This window comes from Vibrio sp. M250220, from assembly GCF_036533795.1.
Taxonomy (GTDB): Bacteria; Pseudomonadota; Gammaproteobacteria; order Enterobacterales; family Vibrionaceae; genus Vibrio.
On record NZ_JATABI010000002.1, the window covers coordinates 97,455 to 122,299 of the forward strand.

Below are 24,845 nucleotides of genomic sequence, written 5' to 3' on the forward strand. Positions count from 1 at the left end.
GCTTTAGAGCATTGATTATCGTTATACCTGACAACTAATCAAGGTATCCCTTTGTTTATTACATATTTTAACGACTAATTGGCAATTAAACACTACAACCGACCTCAATTAATCGGTAGAGTAAACGACAATTACTAGGTCCCTAGACTCTAACTTTGGTTTCTACTATGTTTCATCCAGTCTCTACTTTTATCGGGTTACGCTATCTGCGCGGGCGATCCGGTGACAGGTTTAGTCGATTTGTCTCCTATATGTCGACCGCAGGCATCACTATTGGTGTGATGTCTTTGGTTACCGTTTTATCGGTAATGAATGGCTTCGAAGCCCAGCTGAAAGGGCGCATTTTAGGTGTGTTGCCACAAGCGATAGTCTCTCAAACGGCTGGCGCGACGGAGTACAGCTCGACGCCGCCAGAATTTGTCTCCAAGCTCTCCGATGCAGGGCACCCAGAACCGATAGTAAAAAGTGAAGCGGTGATACAAAGTGTCAGTCAATTGAGCGCTGGGTTACTGATAGGCATTAAACCCTCTGAACATGATCCGATCGAACAGCACCTTATTGCGGGGCGACTAGCCAATTTGCAAGCGGGGAAATATCAGCTGTTCATTGGACACACATTAGCGAGATCTTTGGACGTGACGATCGGCGATAAGGTGCGCCTAATGGTGACAAGTGCCAGTCAGTTTACGCCTCTTGGACGTATACCTAGTCAGAGATTGTTTACTGTCGCAGGCATCTATAACACAGGCTCCGACGTTGATGGCCAGTTGATGCTGACCCACATCCAAGACGCGGGTAAGTTGATGCGTCTAAATGACGATGCTATGACCGGTTGGCGTTTGTTTTTTAATGACCCTTTTGTGGTCGCAGATATAGCAGAACAGCCAATGCCTCAAGGTTGGAAGTGGCAGGATTGGCGAGACCAACGCGGTGAGCTATTCCAAGCAGTTCGCATGGAAAAAAACATGATGGGCTTGATGTTGGGACTGATCATAGGTGTCGCGGCCTTCAATATTATTTCTGCCTTGATTATGGTGGTGATGGAAAAACAGGCGGAAGTGGCAATCCTCAAAACCCAGGGTATGACTGACCGTCAGGTGCTCGCCATTTTTATGGTTCAAGGTGCAAGTAGTGGTGTGATTGGCGCTTTGATCGGTGGGGCGTTTGGTATCGCTCTGGCCAGTAATCTCAACCAGATCCTTGATAGCGCAGGAGTGGCTCTTTTCTCTATTGGAGGGGAGTTGCCCATATTAATTAATCCGACTCAGATTGTCGTTGTTGTGGTGTTGGCCATCGCGCTAAGCCTTGCCGCAACCTTGTTTCCTTCCTACCGCGCATCTTCTGTAAAACCAGCTGAGGCTTTAAGATATGAGTAACCTTCTCAAGTGCCACAATGTGTGTAAAACCTATCATGAGGGAGCGTTTGATACTCAAGTATTAAAGGGTGTCAGCTTTGAATTAGCGAGAGGAGAGCTAGCTTCAATTATCGGTACGTCCGGTTCGGGTAAGAGTACTCTGTTACACATTCTTGGTGCGCTCGATGATGCGACACAAGGGCACGTTACCTTTCTTGACCATGATCTCGCTACGCTTAGCTCCAACCACCAAGCCAAACTGCGCAATCAGCACTTAGGATTTGTGTATCAGTTTCATCATTTGTTGTCTGATTTTAGTGCGATTGAAAATGTTGCGATGCCTTTATTGATTGGTGGCGTAAAAGTCAGCCAAGCAAAACTGGCTGCTAAAGCATTGCTTGATAAAGTTGGCTTGAGTCACCGATTAGAGCATCGTCCCGCTGAACTGTCAGGAGGCGAGCGCCAACGCGTTGCGATTGCTCGTGCCCTGGTGAACAGCCCTGCGTTGGTGTTGGCTGATGAGCCGACTGGCAACTTGGATCATTCGACGGCGCTAGCAATTTACGATTTGATGCGCGAATTGAATCAAGAATCAGAGACGGCTTTCCTAGTCGTCACTCATGATGGTGAACTTGCGGCCAAAATGGATCGCCAGCTACACATGCAAGATGGCCTGCTACTCAATCTAGAGGGGGTCTAAGTGTTTTCATCATTATCGTTATTTATCGGTGGGAGATTCAGTCGAGCCAAACAGCGAAATAAAATGGTTTCTTTTATTTCACTGTCCTCGACCATTGGTATCGCTGTCGGAGTCGCCGTTATTATCATTGGCCTTTCGGCGATGAATGGTTTTGAACGAGAGCTCAATAACCGGGTCTTGTCGGTGATCTCACATGGTGAATTCGAAGGGGTAAAAGGCCCGCTAAGTAATTGGCACAATGTGGTCACACAAGCTGAAAAACATCCAAAAATTGAAGCCGCCGCTCCTTACGTTAAGCTGACTGCTCTTGCCGAGAAAGGAACGCAACTAAAGGCGATAGAGGTCCGAGGGATTGACCCTCAACAAGAGAGTAAAGTCTCCAATCTCAATGCGTTTATCGATGCCCAAGTTTGGCAAGCATTCAAGCCTAACCAGCAACAGGTAATTTTAGGTCAAGGTGTCGCGGACTTGTTGCAAGTCAAACAAGGGGATTATCTGACGCTAATGATCCCCACAAGCGGTGTGACAACCAAGGTTCAGGCTCCAAAGCGTGTGCGCGTTAAGGTCGCTGGACTGTTAAAGTTAAATGGTCAAATCGATCACAATTTGGCATTGATCCCACTCGAAGATGCACAGGCGTACGCCAAATTGGGTGACGGCGTTAGTGGTGTTTCAGTCCGTGTCACCGATGTATTGCAAGCAACGCAAATTGTAAGAGAAGCAGGCAATACCTTAGATGTGTATGTTTATCTGCGCAGTTGGCAACAGAAATATGGTTTCTTGTATCGAGACATTCAACTGGTCAGAACCATCATGTATTTGGTGATGGTGTTGGTCATTGGTGTTGCCAGCTTTAATATCGTCTCTACATTAATGATGGCGGTTAAAGATCGTGCTGCTGAGATCGCTATTTTGCGTACCATGGGGGCGAGCGATGGTCTGGTTAAACGTATATTTGTCTGGCAAGGTGTCTTTTCTGGTGTTCTCGGCAGTGTGGCTGGTAGTGCCATTGGTGTTCTAGTTGCGCTTAATTTGACGCCAATGATTACGGCATTGGAGGCGTTGATTGGCCATCAATTCTTGTCTGGTGATATCTACTTTGTCGACTTTCTTCCTTCACAGGTCAATGTCTCAGATGTGGCATTGGTGTCGTTGACGGCGGTCGTGCTGAGTTTGCTGGCGACTTGGTATCCAGCTTCTCGAGCGAGTAAGCTTAATCCTGCGGCGGTACTGAGCTCAAAGTAACGCTCAATCAAAACAATAAAAAAGGACCTACTGGTCCTTTTTTTTATTCCATTCGACATCTCAATTACATGTCTGGCAAATCTGTCCTGCGCAATTGCACATCGCAAGTTTACTTCTTCAACAAGCCACTTATTCTGATTTTTCGTTTTTGCCAGCTGCGTACAACCGAATAACGCCAAAGGGCTTTGATGCCAAAGTAGCCGGCCATTGCTGAGGCTATGCCACAGATCATGCAGCCTAGTAGGAATGGAGGGCCAATAGTGGTCATCTGGTGGAGAATAAACTCCCAAGAAAGCTCAAAATGAAAGTCTTGAGGTGGGACGTGCATTACCCACGCGCCAATCTTATACGCGAAGTAGAACAAAACGGGCATGGTTACAGGGTTACTGACCCAAACGAGTGCAACAGAGAGGGGTAAGTTCACGCCACACATGATCGCGAGACCTGCTGACATGATCATCTGACTTGGCAGAGGAACAAACGCCATAAATAACCCTACTGCAAAGGCACCGGCGGCTGAACGACGGTTAAGACACCATAGGTTAGGGTTGTAAAGCACGTTGCCAAAAATCTTTAGTGCCTTTTGACGCTTAATTACTTCGTGGTCAGGCATAAAGCGTTTAATAAATTTTCTTGGCATAGGGGAATATGACTCTCTACTTAAATTATTGGACGCTAATTTCGTTCTCTTTGTTAATCACGACTAGCCCTTACTGGTTCAGCATGCCCAGTTGGCATTATATGCTGCTTCCTCTGGCTGTGTTGCTTGCTTCCTTCAAGTATAGAAAAGCCAGATATTGTTCAGGAATAGCCTTAGCGTGTGTCGTCATCCTATTGCACGGCAACTTACTGCGATATCAAACAGAGATGCTTTTTCAAGCAGGTCAGGATATTACCATAATTGCTGATGTTGATAGCCTTTTTAAACCAATAAACTACGGCTTTCAAGGCATAGTTATAGTTAGATCAATCAATGGCCAAGCTTTGACCAGTTTAGCGTGCCCGAAAGTGAGGTTAAAGGGGCCGATCAAGCTAAAACCGAGAGATGTGATTTCAGCCAGTGTAAAAGTGAGTGCAATTTATGGATTGATGAACTCAGTTGGGTTTGATGCTGAGAAATACGCGCTTGAGCAATCGATAGTGGCGTCACTGTCGATAAACAGTAAGCGCAGCTACTATGCCATCACCCGTGAATCACTAAGAACTCGGCTGCTAGATAAAGTCAGCCGCCATCTAGCTAGCCGCGAATTTAGAGGCATGATCTTAGCCGTGATCTTTGGTGTACGTGATGAGATTTCTGCTCAAACCTGGCAGCAACTTAAACAAAGTGGTTTAAGTCACCTGATTTCAATCTCTGGCCTTCATATCGCGATTGTATTTACTTTTGGTTGGTCACTTGGGCTGGTAGCGATGCGAGTGAGCGCTGCGTTACGCTGGACCCCGGTTTTTTTGGGGTTGCTGCTTGCATGGTGCTACGCGTGGTTAGCGGGTTTCTCTATTCCCACTCAACGTGCTTGGTTGATGTGCTGTTTAGTGAGTGTGACGCACTATCGAGCGGGTAGTTTGCCCAGCAGTTATCGTTGGCTTCTTGTATTCGCTTTTCTGGTCGCGATGGAACCATTCTCAGTGTTAAGTCGTAGCTTGTGGATGTCTATGTATGCTGTCGCCATTATCATGCTAAATCGTTCTCTGATAAGGGAGAAGCTAAGCTGGCTCGAGGGTTTATTGAGACTCCAGTTGCTGCTTGTCATTGCTATGGCACCATTAGTGGTTTACCTATATCAGGGACTCAGTATTGGCTCGGTGATTTATAACCTGTTGTTTGTGCCTTGGTTTAGTTTTGTCGTGATGCCTTTAGCCTTTCTCGCTTTGCTTGGCTCGTTGTTGGCAGATAGCACGTCATGGCTATGGTGGGCAGTCGATGGCAGCCTTTTCCCGGTGAGTTGGATGATTGCTAACGCTCATTGGGGATGGCTGGACCTATCAAATACACAGCTAAAGTGGATAATGGTGACGGTGGTGGTAGCGCCTGTGATCATTCTAGTAAGGCGGCGAAACCGTCTGCTAGTATTCGGTGTTATTACCTTGGGTGTCACCGATTGGTCGCCAGCGCCAACATGGAAGTTGACCGCTTTGGATGTTGGCCACGGGCTAGCTATTGTGGTGCAACAAGGGCAGAGTGTGCTTGTTTACGATACGGGAGCGGCCTGGAACAACTCAAGTTTTGCCGAGCAAATTGTCTCTCCTCATATCAGGTATAGTGGTATTGAGAACGTCGATTTTTTGATTCTCAGCCATTTCGATAATGACCATGCCGGTGGTTGGATGGAAATACAAGGTTCTTGGCAACCGGAAAACCTCATCAGTAGTCAACGTCTTGCTGCTGGACAAGAATGCATCGCTGGGAACAAGTGGCAATGGCAAGAGATCGAAATTGAAGCACTGTGGCCGCCAAAGAGTGTCGAGCGTGCCTTTAATGCTCACTCTTGTGTAGTGAGGCTGACGCATACAATACAAGGGCAAAGTGTGCTGCTTACGGGGGATATTGTTTCGGTAACCGAATGGTTGTTGCTACGTCAGGTCGACAATCTTAACGCGGATATTATTGTTGTCCCTCATCATGGCAGCATTACCTCTTCGACTTTGCCGTTTATCAATGCGGTGTCAGCAGACATTGCGATTGCCTCTGTCGGTAAAAAGGGACGGTGGAATTTGCCTAGTCAGCAAGTTGTCCACCGATATGAAAATGCAGGCGCAACATGGCTAGATACCGCCAATGATGGTCAAATTACGGTCGAATTTTATCCAAATTACACCCAGACAAGCGCACTTAGGTGGTTGAAAGGGGGGACTTGGTATAGGCAGATGCTGCGTAAGGGAGTAGAATAACCGCAATATTGTAAAAGAAAAATAAGCATTTCTATGTCTCTGAATCAAGACGAAACTACTTGGCAAACCTTTAAACGCTTGTGGACTTATATTCGCCTATACAAGGCAGGTCTAGCGGTTGCCGTTGTCGCATTGGTCATTAATGCGGTTGCTGATACTTACATGGTCTCTCTGCTTAAACCCCTTCTAGATGAAGGTTTTGGTAACGCAGAATCTAATTTCTTACGCATATTGCCACTGATCATTTTTGGCATGATGGTGATACGCGGTCTAAGTGGCTTTGTCTCGACCTACTGTCTGAGCTGGGTTTCTGGCAATGTGGTGATGGAGATGAGACGTGCGATCTTCAATCAGTTTATGCACATGCCCGTGACCTACTTTGATAAAGAGTCGGCTGGTGGTCTTCTTTCTCGAATTACCTACGACTCTGAACAAGTAGCCGGTGCAACTAGCCGTGCATTGGTCAGTATTGTTCGTGAAGGTGCGAGTATTATTGGTCTCTTGGTACTGATGTTCTGGAACAGTTGGCAGTTGTCACTGGTGCTATTTGTTGTTGCTCCGCTGGTGGCTTGGGGGATTGGTGTCGTTTCGAAGCGTTTCCGTAAGATCTCAAAGAATATGCAGGATGCAATGGGACATGTCACTTCGTCAGCTGAACAGATGCTCAAAGGTCACAAAGTCGTATTGAGCTATGGTGGTCAGAAAATCGAAAGCGAGCGCTTTGATGCTGTAAGTAATCAGATGCGCCAGCAGTCGATGAAGTTAGTCGCCGCTCAAGCCATCGCGAACCCAGTGATACAGCTTATCGCTTCAATTGCACTTGTTGTTGTCCTGTTTCTTGCAAGTGTCGATTCTATTCGTTCAGACCTGACTCCAGGCACATTTACCGTAGTCTTTTCTGCTATGTTTGGTCTGATGCGTCCTCTCAAAGCACTGACAAACGTAACGTCTGAATTTCAACGTGGTATGGCAGCCAGCCAGACCTTATTTGCATTAATGGATCTTGAAACCGAGCAAGATAATGGCAAATATCAGGTTGAGCGTGCCCGCGGTGATATTGAAGTGAAGGAAGTCACCTTTACTTACGAAGGCAAAGAAAAACCTGCGTTAGTCGATGTCAGCTTTAAAATTCCTCGAGGAAAAACGGTCGCCTTGGTCGGTCGTTCAGGTTCAGGCAAGAGTACTATCGCAAGCCTGTTTACCCGTTTCTACGATGTTGACTCTGGTAGCATCTGCCTCGATGAGCATGATATTCGTGATTATCAACTTAGTAATCTGCGTTCACACTTCGCGTTAGTTTCGCAAAACGTACACCTGTTTAACGACACTATTGCCAATAACATCGCCTATGCGGCAACAGAGAAATACAGCCGTGAACAGATAGAGCACGCAGCCAAATTGGCTTATGCGATGGACTTTATTGACAAAATGGATGATGGCTTAGATACGGTTATTGGTGAAAATGGTGCCAGCCTATCGGGTGGTCAACGTCAGCGTATCGCGATCGCCCGAGCATTGTTACGTGATGCGCCAGTACTGATTCTAGATGAGGCAACGTCAGCGTTGGATACCGAGTCTGAGAAGGCTATCCAGTCTGCGCTTGATGAACTGCAAAAAGATAAAACGGTATTGGTTATCGCCCACCGACTGTCTACGATCGAAAGCGCAGATGAAATTCTCGTTGTTGATGAAGGTGAGATTGTTGAACGTGGTAGTCACCGAGACTTAATCGAGAAAAACGGTGCTTACGCGCAACTGCATCGTATTCAGTTTGGTGCGTAATCTTGATTGAGAAAATCTGGTTCGAAAACCACCCCGTCAAATATCTCCTATGGCCACTTTTGTGGCCATTAAGCCAGTTGTTTGGGGTTATTAGCCGTTCCCGTCGCATCAAATATCAGTCTAATGTTAAACCAAGCTACCGAGCTCCTGTGCCTGTGGTCGTGGTTGGCAACATTACGGCAGGGGGAAATGGTAAAACTCCGGTCGTGATTTGGTTGGTGGAACAACTACAAGCGTTAGGTTATAAGCCAGGTGTGGTTTCTCGTGGCTATGGTGCAAAAGCGCCCTCATACCCATTGGTTGTTGGCGATGATACCCCAACTCAACATTGTGGTGATGAGCCGAAGTTGATTTCTAAGCGAACCGGAGCGCCGGTTGCCGTCTCCCCCAAACGCAGTGAAGCGGTAAACGCCTTGCTTCCTATGGGTGTCGATATCATCATTACTGATGATGGTTTGCAGCATTACGCTCTTGAGAGAGACATTGAAATCGTGGTAGTGGATGGCGTTAGGCGATTTGGCAATGAGTCACTACTGCCTTTGGGGCCATTAAGAGAATCCGTCGCACGTTTGGCTGAAGTCGACCTCATCATCACGAATGGTGGTAAAGCGTTACAAGGCGAAGCGGCCATGACGCTTAAACCAGACCAAGTGATAAACTTAAAAACGGGTCAACGAGCGAATATTTCTTCTATTCGAGAGCAGTTAGTCGCAATGGCAGGAATCGGTCATCCACCAAGGTTTTTTAAGACGTTAGAAAGTTTAGGAGCAAAGCCTACCTACCAACAGGGTTTTGCTGACCATAAAGATTTTGAACCGTCAGAATTAGAGCAACTTGCCAATAAAGGTAAACATCTGATTATGACGGAGAAAGATGCAGTAAAATGCGCGAGCTACGCGAAAGATAATTGGTGGTATCTACCCGTTAGCGCAGTGTTTAGTCCAAGTGATGAAGCGCGTATTTTAAATATGATTAAAGAGGTTAAGGAAAAATATGGATCACCGTCTGCTTGAGATTGTTGCCTGTCCGGTATGTAAAGGTAAGCTTGCGTTCGATAAGGAAAAGCAAGAGTTAGTGTGTAAACTGGATCGTTTAGCCTATCCGATCAAAGAGGGAATCCCTGTGCTTCTTGAACCAGAGGCACGCAATATCTCAATGGACGAGGGCAGATAATGTCATTTACGGTTGTTATCCCAGCACGTTATCAATCGACGCGCCTGCCAGGTAAACCTCTGGCAGACATTGGCGGTAAGCCGATGATTCAATGGGTGTATGAGCAAGCGATCCAAGCTGGTGCAGATAAGGTGATTGTCGCGACAGACGATAGCCGCGTTGAGCACGTTGTTAAAGCGTTTGGTGGTGAAGTATGCATGACTTCGCCAGACCATGAATCGGGTACAGAGCGTCTTGCTGAAGTCGTTGAAAAAATGGCAATTCCTGACGATCACATTATTGTCAATGTTCAGGGTGATGAGCCATTAATCCCACCAAGTATTATCGCCCAAGTTGCACGCAACTTAGCCAGTAGTGAAGCGCCAATGGCGACGCTAGCGGTAGAAATCGACTATGAGTCGGAAGTGTTCAATCCAAACGCGGTAAAAGTGGTGACGGATAAAGACGGGTATGCGATGTACTTTAGCCGTGCAACGATTCCATGGGATCGTGACAATTTTGCTAATGACTCAAAGAGTATAGCGCAACCTTTAATGCGTCATATTGGTATCTATGCTTATCGTGCTGGATTTATCAACACTTACATCAATTGGCAACCTACCGTGCTTGAAAAAATTGAGTGTTTAGAGCAGCTAAGAGTGCTTTGGTACGGTGAAAAAATCCATGTGGAAGTTGCTAAAGACGCGCCATCTGCGGGTGTAGATACACCAGAAGATCTTGAAGTGGTGAGAAAAATCATCGCTAACCGATAAAAGAAAAGGCCCTAGGGGCCTTTTTTAACATCTATATTTTCGCGTCATAATCATTTCGTTTTGGACAAGCTCCTAGTATCTCTCTGCGACCACTGTCTTTTAGTTCCTCCAGTTTGACGTCAAATCCCCACAAACGGTACAAGTGTTTTAACACTTCCTCATAGCTGTCATCTAAAGGGATACGATCGTGTGGAACGTATTGTAGAGTGAGTGAACGATCACCACGAACATCTACGTTAAATACCTGAATATTGGGTTCCAGGTTAGACAGATTGTACTGAGCGGCGAGCTTTTCTCTTATCGCTTGATAACCACTGTCATTATGAATGGCGCTCACCTCGATATAATTTTTTCGGTCATCATCGACGATGGCAAAAAGCTTAAAGTCGCGCATCAACTTTGGTGAAAGATACTGACTAATAAAGCTTTCATCTTTAAAGTTTTTCATCGCAAAGTGAACCGCTTCTAACCAATCTGTTCCGGCAAGATCTGGGAACCACTCGCGATCTTCATCGGTCGGCTCTTCGCAAATTCTACGGATGTCGCGGAACATAGCGAATCCGAGTGCGTAGGGGTTAATACCACTGAAATAGGGGCTATTGTATGGCGGTTGTGCGACGACACCGGTATGACTATGCAAGAACTCAAGAATAAAACGGTCGGTGACTAATCCTTCGTCATAGAGATGATTGAGGATCGTATAGTGCCAAAATGTTGCCCACCCTTCATTCATCACTTGGGTTTGTTTCTGTGGGTAGAAGTACTGACTGATCTTACGCACAATGCGCACGATTTCACGTTGCCACGACTCAAGGAGTGGCGCGTGTTTCTCTATGAAGTACAGGATGTTTTCCTGAGGTTCAGAGGGGAAACGCGCCTTTTCGTTGTCAGGTTCTACCTTTGATTTAGGAACGGTACGCCACAAGTCGTTGACTTGGGATTGTAGGTAGGCTTCGCGCTCTTCTTGGCGAGACTTCTCTTCCGCGATGGAAATTTTCTCAGGGCGCTTGTAGCGGTCAACACCGAAGTTCATCAGCGCATGACAGGAATCCAATAGCGCTTCGACTTCCTTAACTCCATATTTTTGCTCACACTCAGCGATGTAGTTCTTAGCGAACAACAGATAATCGATGATAGAACTTGCGTCCGTCCAAGTCTGGAATAAGTAATTGCCTTTGAAAAACGAGTTGTGACCATAGCAGGCGTGTGCCATGACCAAAGCCTGCATAGTGACGGTATTTTCTTCCATCAAATAGGCAATACAGGGGTTTGAATTAATGACGATTTCGTAAGCAAGGCCCATTTGGCCATGTTTATAGCCTTGCTCGGTTTGAATAAATTTCTTACCAAATGACCAGTGATTATAGTTGATGGGCATACCAATGCTTGAGTAGGCATCCATCATCTGTTCTGAAGTGATCACTTCGATCTGGTTAGGGTAGGCGTCAAGCTTGTAGTGGTCAGCCACTCGCTTAATTTCAACATGGTATTGCTCAAGCAAATTGAACGTCCAGTCTGGACCGTCCGGCAATACTTTGCTTTTCGTTGGCTTTTTAGTTTTTGTTGTCATACGGCCTCCCTAAGCAGTCTCTTTTCTGAAAAGCTCTCTAAACACTGGGAAAATGTCCTCTACGCTGCGAATATTTTTCATCGCAAAGTTAGGGAAGCTCCCTTCGAGTTTTTCGTACTCATGCCACAAGGTTTGATGTGAACGACGAGTAATTTCGATATAAGAATAATACTGGCAGTGTGGCAGCAAATGTTTGGTCAGTAGTTCGCGACAACGCGGTGAGTCATCGGCCCAGTTATCACCGTCTGAAGCCTGCGCAGCATAGATATTCCATTCACCAACAGGGTAACGTTCAGCGACAATTTCATTCATCAGTTTTAATGCACTTGAAACAATGGTTCCCCCGGTTTCTTGGGAATAGAAAAACTCATGTTCGTCGACCTCTTTAGCCTGAGTATGATGGCGTATAAACACCACATTGACGTTCTCATATGTGCGCGTTAGAAAGAGATAGAGCAAGACATAAAAACGTTTCGCGATGTCTTTCGTCGCTTGGTCCATTGAGCCGGACACGTCCATCAGGCAGAACATCACAGCCTGACTTGAAGGAATAGGGCGGCGTTCGTAGTTTTTAAAGCGTAAGTCGAAGGTATCGATGAAGGGCACAGTTTCAATTCGACGACGCAGATCTTTGATTTCGTTCTGTATACGCTGTTCTTCGAGCATCTGAGCTGGCTCAGACATTTTTACGCGGTCGAGCTCTTCCTCTAACTCACGTAGCATCCTTTTTTTGCCTGCTGTCATGGCGGTACGTCGCGCGAGAGATTGCTGTAGAGATTTGACCACCGCGATATTGGCGGGAACCCCAGCCGTTTGATAACCAGCACGGTGGGTTTTCCATTCTGTGATTTTATTAATCTGATTTTTTTCTAAGTTTGGCAGTTCAAGATCTTCAAATAGGATGTCTAAGTATTCATCTTTAGAAATCTGGAAAACAAAATCATCTTGGCCTTCGCCGTCCGCGCTGGCATCACCCTCTCCGGAACCGCCCCCTTGTCCACCCCCTTTAGGGCGTTCAATTTTGTCCCCGGTGATAAATTGGTCATTACCCGGATGCACGCGTTCTTTTAGGCCGCCTTTGCCTTGATGAAATACAGGCTCTTTGATGTCCTTGTGCGGAATAGCGACATCTTCACCAGTTTCGGTGTTGGTGATTGAACGGCGATTTACTGCATCCGCCACAGACTCTTTAATCTGATCTTTATGGCGGCGCAAAAAGCGCTGGCGGTTTACAGCACTTTTATTTTTGCCGTTCAGTCGTCGGTCAATAAATTGCGCCATGAGTCCCCCCTTATCTCATACAAGCCCTGCAACGAGGGCTGGATCAATCTTGCACCTAACACCTGCCAGAATAAAATAGACTGGCAGGTGAAGTACGGGCTAAAACACTGCTGCTATGATGATTTACGTACGCGTAGATACCATTCAGATAGCAAACGAACTTGCTTCTCTGTGTAGCCCTTTTCCATCATACGGGCGACAAAATCATCGTGTTTCTTCTGATCTTCAGAAGAGGTTTTAGTGTTAAAGGAGATAACTGGTAACAGTTCCTCGGTATTGGAGAACATTTTTTTCTCAATCACAGTGCGAAGTTTTTCGTAACTCGTCCAAACTGGATTGGTCCCGTTATTGTTTGCTCGTGCACGAAGCACGAAGTTAACGATTTCATTTCGGAAATCTTTTGGATTACTAATGCCGGCTGTTTTCTCGATTTTTTCTAGCTCATTGTTCAATGCTGATCGATCAAACAATTGCCCTGTCTCTGGATCGCGATACTCTTGGTCTTGAATCCAGAAATCAGCGTAAGTGACATATCGATCGAAGATGTTTTGTCCGTATTCGGAGTAAGACTCTAAGTAAGCGGTCTGAATCTCTTTACCGATAAACTCGACGTAACGTGGCACTAGATAACCTTTTAAGAACTCTAGGTATCGCTCTGCCGTCTCTTGAGGGAACTGTTCACGCTCGATCTGTTGCTCTATTACATAGAAGAGGTGAACGGGGTTTGCCGCCACTTCGGTCTGATCGAAGTTAAAGACGCGCGATAGAATTTTAAAGGCGAAACGGGTTGAAAGACCTGACATGCCTTCATCGACACCTGCGAAATCACGGTATTCTTGGTAACTTTTCGCTTTTGGGTCGGTGTCTTTAAGAGTTTCACCATCATAAACGCGCATCTTAGAGAAGATGGACGAGTTTTCAGGCTCTTTTAGACGAGAAAGAATACTGAATTGGGATAGTAGTTCGAGAGTACTCGGTGAACAAGGCGCTTTCGACAACTCAGAGTGTTCGAGAAGTTTTTGGTAAATTTTAACTTCTTCTGAAACACGTAGACAGTAAGGCACTTTCACTATGTAGACGCGGTCTAGAAACGCCTCATTGTTCTTATTATTACGGAATGTTTGCCACTCAGATTCGTTTGAGTGAGCGAGTATCATGCCGTCAAATGGCAATGCGGAAAGCCCCTCGGTACCGTTGTAGTTTCCTTCTTGAGTCGCGGTTAAAAGAGGGTGTAGCACCTTGATTGGTGCTTTGAACATCTCGACAAATTCCATCAGGCCTTGGTTAGCACGACACAGTGCACCAGAGTAGCTATAAGCATCAGGGTCATCTTGAGAGAAGTGCTCTAACTGGCGGATATCGACTTTACCCACCAAAGATGAAATATCTTGGTTGTTTTCGTCGCCAGGTTCGGTTTTCGCGATGGCGCGCTGATCTAAAATCGACGGTCTAACTTTAACCACTTTGAACTTAGAAATGTCGCCGCCAAATTCGTGTAAACGCTTCGCTGCCCAAGGTGACATAATCGAGCGGACATAACGCTTCTCAATGCCATACTCTTGTTTAAGTAATTCGCCATCCTCGGTGACATCGAATAAACAGAACGGATGGTCATTGACAGGGCTGCGCACACCGTTAGCGGAAAGTACGTAAATCGGCATTTGCTGCATTAATGATTTTAGTTTTTCGGCCAGTGATGATTTACCACCACCTACAGGACCGAGTAAGTACAAAATCTGTTTACGTTCTTCCAAGCCTTGAGCGGCATGTTTTAGGTAGGAAACTATTTGCTCAATAGCATCTTCCATACCGTAGAAATCTTTAAAGGTCTCGTAACGTGAAATGACCCTATTCGAGAAAATACGACTGAGTTGAGGATTCTTCGCAGTATCAATGACTTGTGGCTCACCGATGGCCATCAATAATCGTTCTGCTGCATTGGCGTAAGCACTTTTATCGTCTTTGCAAAGGCTTAGAAAGTCTTGTAGCGATAGTTCCTCATCCTTGGAGGCTTCGTAGCGTGCTTGGAAATGGTCGAAAATACTCATGGTGAATTCCCCTCTGAACCTGTCAAACCTGACAATAAACCCGCATAGAAAAGCAAATCCTTTCTTTATTAATCCTAGTTGGTCTTTAGAATTTTGCTTAAAAAATATGTGTTTAATTCCAATATGTTTTATCAATATAAAGTTTGATTACTATGCAAAAACTATCGTGGTTAAAAAGCTTTTGTTACACCAATATAGAGGCAGGGTGAGAGGGTAGTCCATTGATAGAGAGCGGAGTCACTACCTCTGCGAATATTGGGGTTGCCTACGTGTTCTTAGGGGGATCTCAATCAAATGTAGAAAGGGCCGTTGCTTAGCAACGGCCCTTTTTAAATCAAGCGTTAAAGATTTGCTTTAGTTCATTTGCACACAAATGGTACTGACGAGGGCAGTTGCGCCAGGTGTTTAGCATTCGACGGTATTTGTCCAGCATAGGCATTTGCGCGTTAAAATGATGTTCTCCCTTGCTGAACTGAGGGTATAGCCCTTCAGAATCAACTAGGAAGCGAACGTAGTTAACCAACTGTGCTTCTGATGCTGCATCAAAACCTAAGAAAGTTAGACGACGTTGGTCAACAAGCTTTTGCTCATCTTCCGAGAGCATTTTGTTTGATTCTTGCATCGCATGGTACATTTCCATGATGTCGATAATTTCTCGACACTCTGCGTCAACCAAACAGCCAAAGTCCTTATTGAGTTCGCGCATTTGTAGCTCGTATCCACGTTCCACTATCGTTTGCAAACGTTGATATTTAGCTGCGTTTTCAGGATCCATTTGTGACATCAAATAGTACTGATTCGATAGGATCAAACGTTGAGCGTTGGTCATTTCCATGGTGGCCTCACTAAAATAATCTAATACATTTTTAATGTACTTAGGCTATCTGTTCCGGATTAACTGAAACATGATCTCAACACATATTTAATATCAAAAGTACAAAGATTGAGTAAGATTTTTTACTTGTCTTGGTGATAGTGATTATAGATATAGTCTCTATCCGAGAAGACGCGCAATAGTTCTGGTTTGAAAACCGTCAACATCGCCAGAGTCATCCCATTAAGTAGACCTTCAGGAAAAGCGAGCAGAGGGGTAAACACGAGGTAGTTATCGTAAATCGTGACCCAATCATAGTCAGTTACTGCAAGCAGATAATAGGCATTGATGAGTAGATGGGCTGTGCCAGTCACGCATCCATTGAGAAAGCCAGCGATAAAGATAAACACAAAAATGTTACGCGGCAGGAAACGGTAACTAGCCAGAAATAATAGATAGCTAATAAGAATTGGAAGTAAACAAGACAACAGTATGAACTGTGGTAGCTGGTAAATGGATAGTTCGCCAAACAGCGCCATTAATGCATAAACGACCATAGAGATTGCGTAGGCACTGCGCCAGCCATACATTAGAGTCAGAACGGTCAGTCCGAGAAAATGAATAGAGAGACCTTCTTTTATTCCTGCGTCGGCAGACCAAAGAAGGTAAAAAGCAAACACAACGCCGAAAGTGACGTGCTGAAAGGTTCGTTCGCTAGTTAGCTTCGGCACTAATACTTGCATGATATCTCTCCAGACAAAAAAGCAGGAAAACAGCACTAGCGAAAGAGCAAACAGTTGATTCAGCGCCACGGAAACCTCAAAAAAAAATACCAACCTTATGTAAGGTTGGTATTTTTTACGAATTTCTTAATGAGTGGTATCAGTATTTAACGTTTGAGTGATACTGCTCAAGGATTGATACTATCTTGTCCATCGTCTCTTTTGAAGGAGGGTTAGTTCCTTCCAACGGGTATTCAATACCAAGGGCTTCCCATTTATGAGCGCCAAGCTTGTGATATGGCAGTAACTCAACCTTTTCGATGTTGTCCATATCTTTAATGAATTCGCCCAGCATATGTGCGGCTTCTTCGTCATCGGTATAACCAGGAACCACTACATAGCGAATCCACGTTTTCTGTCCAATTTTATGCAGGTAGCGAGCAAAATCTAATGTACGTTTGTTAGATACGCCGATGAAGTCATGATGGATTTCATCTTTCATATGCTTAAGGTCAAGCATAACCAAGTCAGTCGCATCCAACACTTCATCAATAACTTCAGTATGTTTGCGGATATAACCATTGGTATCGAGACAAGTGTGGATACCTTCTGCTTTGGCAGCACGGAAGAAATCTCGCACGAATTCAGGTTGTAGCATGGCTTCGCCACCTGAACAGGTCACACCACCGCCGGAAGCATTCATAAAGTGTCGGTATGACTTCGCCTCGTTGATGATCTCCTCAACGGTCACTTCTTTACCGTCGTGAGTATCCCAAGTGTCTCGGTTGTGACAGTACATACAACGCATTAAGCAACCTTGCAGAAAGACGATAAAACGAATTCCTGGTCCATCTACTGTTCCGCAAGATTCAAAAGAATGAATACGACCGATTGTTGACATGAGCTCATCTCGTATTAGTAATTTGGCCGTTATTTTATTACAAATGGTAGGGATAAAATAGGTTTTCCGAACCTAGCTAACAAGAAAAGCTGAAATAAGAAAAAACCCGTTTCTTTGCTAAGATTTATGTTATAAAAATGTTATTGGTAACAATTGAGTCAATAACAACAGTCAGGCAAAGTATTTTACATCTGTTTGATGTTAAGGGATTTTATATGGATATGCTTGCGCTCTCTCAAAAACAGAAAGTCACACTGTTTTTGATTGTTTTAACGATCGGATTCGCTTTTCTAGCCTTTTTTACTTCAGAAAGATTGTCAAAAATGAAGAGTCAATATCAAAGCAGTGCAGATATTGGTTCGGGGTCTCTGGCCATTTATCAGACCCAAAGTCGTATTCTTACGCTTGGTGGAACACTGGATAGCATGACGGGTGACAAGGTTGCAACGACCAAGACCCGTATTGAAGATATCGTTATGGCAATCAGCGATAACGCCAAGTTCCTCAAACAAGTTGGGCTGGTATCACAAGGTGAACAATTAACCCAAAGTGTCATGGACTTTAAAAGTGCCGTTACGCCTTGGTTAACATTGAAGCAAGAGTTGGGATTCAATATCGACGAAGGCAAGCTGGGGCAGATGAAACAGACCGCTACCATCATCGAACAAAAAATCGCAGAAACCGGTATGGTGACGCTTAATTCTGATTTTCAGGCGATGGTAAAAGCGCAACAAAACTACTTATTGCAACCCTCTGAAGATAATTTGAAATTGTTCAATCGAGCGATGGCGAGCTTCGAAAGCATGTCCAATGTTTACGCGATGCTTGAGCTTTATGAAAAAGAAATTGAGCAGTACAAACAGGCTTTTGTGAGAGTGAGTGAGTTATCTCAACAACTTGGCTCGGTTGAGAAGCAGCTTGATGCTGCAAAAGCTAAGATGACGCGTTTGATTGGTGAGATTACCAATGAGCTGGGCGGGATTGGATCTCGTTATCAAAACGTAGCAGAAACGACGTCGACACAAACCTTGTGGTCTATTTTGGTTGCGTGTGTTGTGTTAGCGATCTTTACCATTGCAATTTTTGCTATGCAGAGTGCATCCATGTCACGCTCCTTGAATCGTACCAAAGAGATACTCAATAGCGTTTCTAAGGGCGACTTTTCCCAGCGAATGATTCTTTCCAAAAACCCGAACGATGAATTTAATCAGTTAGCATCAAGCATCAACCAGAGCTGTACAAATTTGGGTGAACTGGTTTCAGGCGTTCAAAGCAGCAGTTTGGCGCTATCGGGCAACGCGGCTGAACTCAATCAAGGATTAGACCTTCTTGCGCATCACCAGTCTGAGGTGCTCGGTCAGACTCAATTGCTGGCTTCGGCGACAGAAGAGGTGAGCGTGACCACTCAAGAAGTCTCCAACTCACTTGAGTTTGTTGCGGATATTAGCCGATCTTCAACCGATGCAGCGGAAGAAGGCGCTAAGGTTATCAGCGCTGCGATAGGTTCGATTGAAGAAGTAGGTGCCATAATGACGGCGGCTGCCGGACACATTCAGCAGTTGGAAGAGGCGTCAGCAAAAGTTGACTCAGTGATGGATATCATCAATGGCATTGCCGAACAAACCAATCTACTGGCGCTTAATGCGGCGATTGAGGCTGCGAGGGCAGGGGAACAAGGGCGAGGGTTTGCCGTTGTTGCGGATGAAGTGCGTAGTCTGGCTGTACGAACGGTTGATGCGGTCTCTGAAATTTCAGGCACCATTGACACGATGAAGAAAGAGAGTGCGGAAGTGATTCAATACATAGGTCAGTCTGAATCCTCAATGATCGCTGGTCGTGAGCGAGGTCAGGAAGCCATGAACGCGCTGAAAATGATCACTGACAAAACCAACGAGGCGTCGCATCAAACGGAAGTTATTTTTGCTTCAATTAGAGAGTTGGCCACAACCAGTCAGTCGATGGCGGATAACATGACGCAAATCTCAACGGCGATGAAAGAGCTTGAACAAAATAACGATCAGCTAAGAAAAGTCAGTGGGGTTGTTGAAGAGCGATCAGGCAGCCTCAATCAAGACTGCCTCAAGTTTACGATCTAATCGCGTTTAGAAGAACGCGTAGAGCGAAAGGGCGCCGGTTCCGTATATCGACTCCGGCGCCTCTTTGTAATCGGGAGTTTTAGCGGTTGCTGTTAAGCTCGCGCCGAAACTTTGGTTATACCAAGCGAAGCCTGCGACTGCTGTTGCTTGATTGTTTTCCAGTGTAACGTCGTAGATACTCGGATTCTGACCGTTTTTAACCGCGTATTCAGTCACACCTGAACGCTCGCCTTCAATCGTAATGTCATTGAATCGGTAGCGTGCTTCGATACCAGTGAAGACAAACCAGCCACCCTGTGAACCACCAATCATACCGGCACGGAACGGGGTCTCGTTGTCAATGTTTGCCGCCCCCATGTTGCCGCCTAAATCTGAGCCCCAACGGAACATAAATCCCGTGGAAACATCACTGCGGAAGTTACCTGCATTGACTTCAGAAACATTGGAAATTTCGAAGTCTGTATTGGCAATTGCACGCTGACGCCATAAGTTGAAATGTGACAGATACCCGACGCTACCAACGAATTTATCGTCAACCTGATATGCCCAACCTCTTGGTTGATCTGAGCCGGTGATGCCGTGAACGATATCTTGTGCTTGATCGGCTAGAGAGCTCTCGCCGGTGGTACCGAGTGTGAGGTTAAAACGCTGAGCTTGTTGAGGGTGCAAACTGATATAGTTGAACTCAGTGTGCAGAAACCCTGCGTACGGTCGGTCATTGACCAGAGGCGCTGTCGCTTCAATATCCGAAGGCGTGTACATCTTATGACCAAGGGTGAACTCAAACTTGTCGAGTGAAGCACCGCCCCAGAAAGAGAGGCTCAAAGGGCTGAAGATAGGATAAGGCGTAATGCCCCCTGTCGTATAGCTCAGAAACAGACCGTTGGTGTAGTCTTGGTCGATACCGAAGATACCATCGTTGTCGAGAGAGAATGAAAGGGTCGATTTGTCTGAGGCGATACTACTTGCAGAAGCCAGTAGCAGAGGCAGTAAAATTATGCGGTTTAACTTCATGTGTCTGTGTTTAACTCAATTAGATGTCTGATAATACAAGATTAATCGATACAAATGTTAGCAATTAACATACCAGAGAGATGAGCTGTGCACCGTATCGCTGATTTATCGGTGATAAATTGACAGAAAAAATAAAGCCTCGCTATTTAGCGGGGCTTCGTCAATCATTTAGCTGAGAATTATAGAGACTCAGTAAATGTACGTGCGATTACGTCTTGTTGCTGCTCTGTAGTTAGAGAGTTGAAACGTACAGCGTAACCAGATACACGGATTGTCAACTGAGGGTATTTCTCAGGGTGCTTAACTGCGTCTTCTAGAGTTTCACGGTTAAGTACGTTCACGTTTAGGTGCTGACCGCCTTCGATGCCTGCTTCATGGTGGAAGTAACCATCCATTAGACCTGCTAGGTTAGCACGTTGTGATGCTTCTTCTTTACCTAGTGCGTTTGGCACGATAGAGAAGGTGTAAGAGATACCGTCTTTTGCGTGAGCAAATGGTAGTTTACCTACAGATGTTAGAGACGCTACCGCACCTTTCTCATCACGACCGTGCATTGGGTTTGCACCTGGAGCAAATGGAGCACCTGCGCGACGACCATCTGGAGTGTTACCCGTCTTCTTACCGTATACCACGTTTGAAGTGATAGTCAGGATAGACTGAGTTGGGATTGCATCACGGTAAGTCTTAAGCTTACGGATCTTGTTCATGAACACTTCTACTAGTTCACAAGCAATGTCATCTACGCGAGCATCGTTGTTACCAAATTTAGGGTAGTCGCCTTCGATTTCGAAGTCGATTGCTACGCCATCTTCATCACGGATAGGTTTAACTCTCGCGTGTTTAATTGCAGATAGTGAGTCAGCTGCAACAGATAGACCAGCGATACCACAAGCCATAGTACGACGAACGTCACGGTCATGTAGAGCCATTAGTGCAGCTTCGTAGCTGTACTTGTCGTGCATGAAGTGGATAGAGTTCAGTGCAGTCACGTACTGCTTAGCTAGCCAATCCATGAAGTGGTCAAGTTTGCCCCATACGTCGTCGAAGTCTAGAACTTCGTCAGTGATCTTAGGCATTGCTGGACCAACTTGGATCTTCTGCTTCTCATCCACACCACCGTTGATTACGTATAGTAGTGTCTTAGCAAGGTTTGCACGAGCACCGAAGAACTGCATGTGTTTACCAATGATCATTGGTGATACACAACATGCGATAGCGTAGTCATCAGATTCGAAATCTGGACGCATTAGATCGTCGTTTTCGTACTGGATAGAAGAAGTGTCGATAGAAACTTTCGCACAGAACTTCTTGAAGCCATCAGGTAGTTTCTCAGACCAAAGTACAGTGATGTTTGGCTCTGGAGAAGGACCCATAGTGTATAGAGAGTTTAGGAAACGGAAGTTAGTACGTGTAACTAGTGTACGACCGTCAAGACCCATACCACCCATAGACTCAGTAGCCCAGATTGGGTCGCCAGAGAATAGGTCATCGTACTCAGGAGTACGTAGGAAACGAACCATACGTAGCTTCATTACGAAGTGGTCGATCATTTCCTGAGCTTCTACTTCAGTGATCTTACCTTCAGCGATGTCACGCTCGATGTAGATGTCTAGGAACGTAGAAGTACGACCCAGAGACATAGCAGCACCGTTTTGTGATTTAACTGCAGCTAGGTAACCGAAGTAAGTCCACTGGATAGCTTCTTGAGCTGTTTCAGCAGGACGAGAAATGTCGAAACCGTATTTCTCAGCCATAACTTTCATTTGGCCAAGTGCACGGTGCTGCTCAGCGATCTCTTCGCGAAGCTGCATTGTCATTTGAAGATCTTCTCCGTTCTCAAAACGCTCTTGTAGAGACTTGAATTGAGCCAGTTTGTCCTTCATTAAGTAGTCGATACCGTATAGAGCAACACGACGGTAGTCACCGATGATACGACCACGACCGTAAGCATCAGGCAGACCAGTTAGAACACCTGACTTACGACAAGCTAGGATGTCTGGAGTGTAGATATCAAATACACCAGCGTTGTGTGTTTTACGGTACTCAGTGTAGATTTTAGAGATTGCTGGATCTAGCTCGCGGTCGTACGCTTTGCAAGAACCTTCAACCATACGGATACCACCGTTAGGGATGATAGCACGCTTAAGAGGGGCATCAGTTTGAAGACCAACGATAGTTTCTAGGTCTTTCTCGATGTAGCCTGCATCGTGAGCAGTGATGGTAGAGATAAGGTCAGTATCGAAATCAACAGGTGCGTGAGTTGAGTTTTCAATCTTGATACCTTCCATTACCTTAGCCCAAAGCTTGTTTGTTGCTTCAGTACCTTCAGAAACTAGGAAAGATTCGTCGCCTTCATACGGTGCGTAGTTCTTTTGAATAAAATCGCGAACGTTTACTTCGTTTTGCCAATCACCTGCAGCAAAACCTTCCCAAGCTTTAGCAAATTGCTCTGCCATGACATACCTACCTTTTTAGTAGAAAAAACACGTACCTATCAAACCGTTGAGCCAGTTTGAGTCCCAAAACTGGGATGGTACACTCTTATGAATAACAATATGTATAGTCTTTAAAGTTGCTTACCGAAAGGGCATAAAACTATAAATATTGTCACTACTTTTTACATGGTGTCTTATTAACTTGGTTTCAAGGATAAACTAAAAAAATTTTGCAAACCTTAAACTAAATCAATAAATGCTCGTTTGTTTAAATTATTTTTTAAAAAATAACTTGTCACTAAAAAAAAGTTGAGAGCCGAGGCCGGCTCTCAACATCTGTTTGCATTATAGGAACGCTGCGATGCCGTATTGGCCTTCAAGCATACCTACTGCAAGCATAGCGATCAGACAGATAACCAGCACGCCTACTGGGATCACGATCTTATCGACGAACGATAGACGAGCTGCGCGTTCTTTATCACCAATCAGACCGTTGTTATCAAGTAGCATGGTTAGTGCCCAAGCTAATACAGGGTTCACAACAGCCGAGCCGAAGATACAGATACCTGCAGCTTGAGAGTCCTTAGAATCTTTAACCATTTGCATACCCGCTTCAAGTAGCGGAAGTGAGACACCGACAAGAAGAGCAACACGCATTACTGGAGGCCATACAGCGATATCCATAGGGAAACCAAGAATCGCAATGATCATAACCAACAAACCTAGCAAAATCGCACCAGCAGGAATAGGGCGCTTAGCGATGGCAGCTGGGATCATGTAAGTCCCCCAAGATGATGTGATGTTACCACCACCCACTGCTGTACCTACCATCTGACGAATTGAACACATTGTCATAGTGTCATCTACGTCCATCAGTACTTTTTCAGTCTTTTTAGGGTAGTTCAGTTCTTGGAAGATACGGTGACCTAGGAAGTCAGGTGACCACATAGCAACCGCTAGAATGGCGAACGGAAGTGATGCAATAAAGTGTTCCATGTTTGGTAGACCAAGCATCCAACCTTGCTCTGTGCTGCCCCACCAGTAAACTGGGTTTAGGTTTGGAAGACCAGTTTCAGTCACGAACTTAATATCGAAGCCAGCACCAAGTACAAGCGCAATCACTAGACCAGTAAATGCACAAACAGGGATAGCCAACCAACGCTTGTTCACTTTAGCTAGGAAAGCATACAGCGCAATAGTGACGGCAAGTACGATAAGGCCAACATAGCCCATGCTACCAGCGGAAACCGTGTCAGACTGAAGACCCACAGCCCATGTCTGAATAGAGTTGATTTGGCTCATAGTACCGGTCAGACCGAGGAAGATCAGTAGGCCACCGGCCGTACCTTCTGAAGTCAGGTTGACCAACTTGGAGCCACCTTTTAGGAAACTCAGAAGTAAGCCAAAGATACCAATTAGGATAGCCAATGCAAGAGGGTGCGCACCTGCTAATGCGATGGTGCCGATAAGAGGGATCATTGGGCCGTGGTTACCGGCAAGGTTTGCTTTCGGGTTGATGAAACCAGAAGCGAGAACACAGAACAGTAATGCTGGGATCAGCATTTCTACTCGAGCCACTTCGATAGCAAACTCTTTGCCAAGGTTAACGTGGTCCCAAGCAGCGGTTAGACCTTCAGCCCAAGACATCATTACCGCAGAGTACATCGCGATAATACCAATAGTACCGGCTAGAGCGGGTACCAAGTCTTCAAGCTCAAAGCGGAAATCACGACCAGGCAGGTTTAATCCGAAGCGGCGTGGCTTCATGATTTGTAGTTCGTGGTCTAGGTAGTCTGAACGGCTTTCAAACTCAGAAGCTGGGCGGTGCAGCTCTTGATAGCTCTTGTTTTCGATATCCGAATCAGAGTGCGGTTTATTGACTGCGTCTGACATAGATTCCTCATATTCTAAATAGTTAGTAAATCTGCGAAGAGGGACCAGATTATTGTTCTGAGACGGTCCGCTCTGTAAAAACCTGGTTTAGCTTCCTGCAATTGAATCCCGGCCTACCTCGCTGTAGCTCATGCTTGATGTGCTAAAGCATAGAGGATTTATTGCGAAAAGTACC

The 24,845-nt window shown here is 45.4% G+C and carries 19 protein-coding genes; 9 read left to right on the top strand and 10 right to left on the bottom strand.

Translation table 11 applies throughout. The features are described from left to right. Positions 1–167 precede the first annotated feature (167 nt). From lolC to lolE, 3 genes are read left to right on the top strand one after another with little or no spacing between them, the layout of a single operon-like run. On the top strand, positions 168–1,376 hold the full coding sequence (gene lolC / locus QTN94_RS01235; protein WP_331426599.1) for a lipoprotein-releasing ABC transporter permease subunit LolC: 1,209 nt from the start codon (positions 168–170) through the stop codon (positions 1,374–1,376). Beyond that, the gene (gene lolD / locus QTN94_RS01240; protein WP_331417302.1) at positions 1,369–2,055 is read left to right on the top strand and encodes a lipoprotein-releasing ABC transporter ATP-binding protein LolD; all 687 of its coding nucleotides are present in this window, start codon (positions 1,369–1,371) and stop codon (positions 2,053–2,055) included. The genes lolC and lolD overlap by 8 nt, the downstream gene beginning before the upstream one ends. Beyond that, on the top strand, positions 2,056–3,300 hold the full coding sequence (gene lolE / locus QTN94_RS01245) for a lipoprotein-releasing ABC transporter permease subunit LolE (protein ID WP_138973320.1): 1,245 nt from the start codon (positions 2,056–2,058) through the stop codon (positions 3,298–3,300). It begins immediately after the preceding gene. A gap of 109 nt (positions 3,301–3,409) precedes the next feature. On the opposite strand, the gene QTN94_RS01250 is transcribed toward lolE, so the two are convergent. Then, on the bottom strand, positions 3,410–3,940 hold the full coding sequence (locus tag QTN94_RS01250; protein WP_138973319.1) for a DUF2062 domain-containing protein: 531 nt from the start codon (positions 3,938–3,940) through the stop codon (positions 3,410–3,412). 8 nt (positions 3,941–3,948) lie between these two features. On the opposite strand from QTN94_RS01250, the gene QTN94_RS01255 reads away from it, so the two are divergent. The 5 genes from QTN94_RS01255 to kdsB are packed head-to-tail and all read left to right on the top strand — an operon-like array spanning position 3,949 to position 9,896. Further along, positions 3,949–6,189 (top strand): DNA internalization-related competence protein ComEC/Rec2, encoded by a 2,241-nt coding sequence (locus tag QTN94_RS01255; RefSeq protein WP_331417082.1) that lies wholly within the window; start codon positions 3,949–3,951, stop codon positions 6,187–6,189. A gap of 33 nt (positions 6,190–6,222) precedes the next feature. After that, complete coding sequence (gene msbA, locus QTN94_RS01260; protein ID WP_331426600.1) at positions 6,223–7,971, top strand: lipid A ABC transporter ATP-binding protein/permease MsbA; 1,749 nt, start codon at positions 6,223–6,225, stop codon at positions 7,969–7,971. A gap of 2 nt (positions 7,972–7,973) precedes the next feature. Further along, complete coding sequence (gene lpxK / locus QTN94_RS01265; RefSeq protein WP_331417080.1) at positions 7,974–8,984, top strand: tetraacyldisaccharide 4'-kinase; 1,011 nt, start codon at positions 7,974–7,976, stop codon at positions 8,982–8,984. Continuing rightward, positions 8,965–9,144, top strand: coding sequence for a Trm112 family protein (locus QTN94_RS01270; protein WP_138973315.1), 180 nt, complete (start codon positions 8,965–8,967; stop codon positions 9,142–9,144). The genes lpxK and QTN94_RS01270 overlap by 20 nt, the downstream gene beginning before the upstream one ends. Beyond that, complete coding sequence (gene kdsB, locus QTN94_RS01275) at positions 9,144–9,896, top strand: 3-deoxy-manno-octulosonate cytidylyltransferase (RefSeq protein WP_331426601.1); 753 nt, start codon at positions 9,144–9,146, stop codon at positions 9,894–9,896. Before QTN94_RS01270 ends, kdsB begins: the two co-directional genes overlap by 1 nt. Positions 9,897–9,927: 31 nt before the next feature. On the opposite strand, the gene QTN94_RS01280 is transcribed toward kdsB, so the two are convergent. The 6 genes from QTN94_RS01280 to pflA all read right to left on the bottom strand — a co-directional run bounded on the left by QTN94_RS01280 (position 9,928) and on the right by pflA (position 17,232). Continuing rightward, on the bottom strand, positions 9,928–11,466 hold the full coding sequence (locus QTN94_RS01280) for a SpoVR family protein (protein WP_331426602.1): 1,539 nt from the start codon (positions 11,464–11,466) through the stop codon (positions 9,928–9,930). A 9-nt stretch (positions 11,467–11,475) separates the two neighbouring features. Then, positions 11,476–12,747 carry a YeaH/YhbH family protein gene (locus QTN94_RS01285; RefSeq protein WP_331426603.1) on the bottom strand — a complete coding sequence of 424 codons (1,272 nt, stop codon included), beginning with the start codon at positions 12,745–12,747 and terminating at the stop codon, positions 11,476–11,478. A 113-nt stretch (positions 12,748–12,860) separates the two neighbouring features. Beyond that, entirely contained in the window at positions 12,861–14,795 is a 1,935-nt protein-coding gene (locus QTN94_RS01290; protein ID WP_331426604.1) for a PrkA family serine protein kinase, read from the bottom strand. A 334-nt stretch (positions 14,796–15,129) separates the two neighbouring features. After that, on the bottom strand, positions 15,130–15,630 hold the full coding sequence (locus QTN94_RS01295) for a YfbU family protein (RefSeq protein ID WP_138973310.1): 501 nt from the start codon (positions 15,628–15,630) through the stop codon (positions 15,130–15,132). Between the two features lie 122 nt (positions 15,631–15,752). Continuing rightward, a complete protein-coding gene (locus QTN94_RS01300; protein ID WP_443088773.1) occupies positions 15,753–16,421 on the bottom strand; it encodes an energy-coupling factor ABC transporter permease in 669 nt (222 codons plus the stop codon). Positions 16,422–16,491: 70 nt separating this feature from the next. Next, a complete protein-coding gene (gene pflA / locus QTN94_RS01305) occupies positions 16,492–17,232 on the bottom strand; it encodes a pyruvate formate lyase 1-activating protein (protein ID WP_331426606.1) in 741 nt (246 codons plus the stop codon). Between the two features lie 215 nt (positions 17,233–17,447). Here pflA and QTN94_RS01310 point away from each other — a divergent pair, with 215 nt between their 5' ends. Next, positions 17,448–19,328, top strand: coding sequence for a methyl-accepting chemotaxis protein (locus tag QTN94_RS01310; protein WP_331426607.1), 1,881 nt, complete (start codon positions 17,448–17,450; stop codon positions 19,326–19,328). A gap of 6 nt (positions 19,329–19,334) precedes the next feature. On the opposite strand, the gene QTN94_RS01315 is transcribed toward QTN94_RS01310, so the two are convergent. The 3 genes from QTN94_RS01315 to QTN94_RS01325 all read right to left on the bottom strand — a co-directional run bounded on the left by QTN94_RS01315 (position 19,335) and on the right by QTN94_RS01325 (position 24,670). After that, the gene (locus QTN94_RS01315; protein WP_331426608.1) at positions 19,335–20,342 is read right to left on the bottom strand and encodes a lipid A deacylase LpxR family protein; all 1,008 of its coding nucleotides are present in this window, start codon (positions 20,340–20,342) and stop codon (positions 19,335–19,337) included. 179 nt (positions 20,343–20,521) lie between these two features. Beyond that, entirely contained in the window at positions 20,522–22,798 is a 2,277-nt protein-coding gene (gene pflB, locus QTN94_RS01320; protein WP_331426609.1) for a formate C-acetyltransferase, read from the bottom strand. 324 nt (positions 22,799–23,122) lie between these two features. After that, complete coding sequence (locus QTN94_RS01325; protein ID WP_331417071.1) at positions 23,123–24,670, bottom strand: DUF3360 family protein; 1,548 nt, start codon at positions 24,668–24,670, stop codon at positions 23,123–23,125. Between the last annotated feature and the right edge of the window lie 175 nt (positions 24,671–24,845).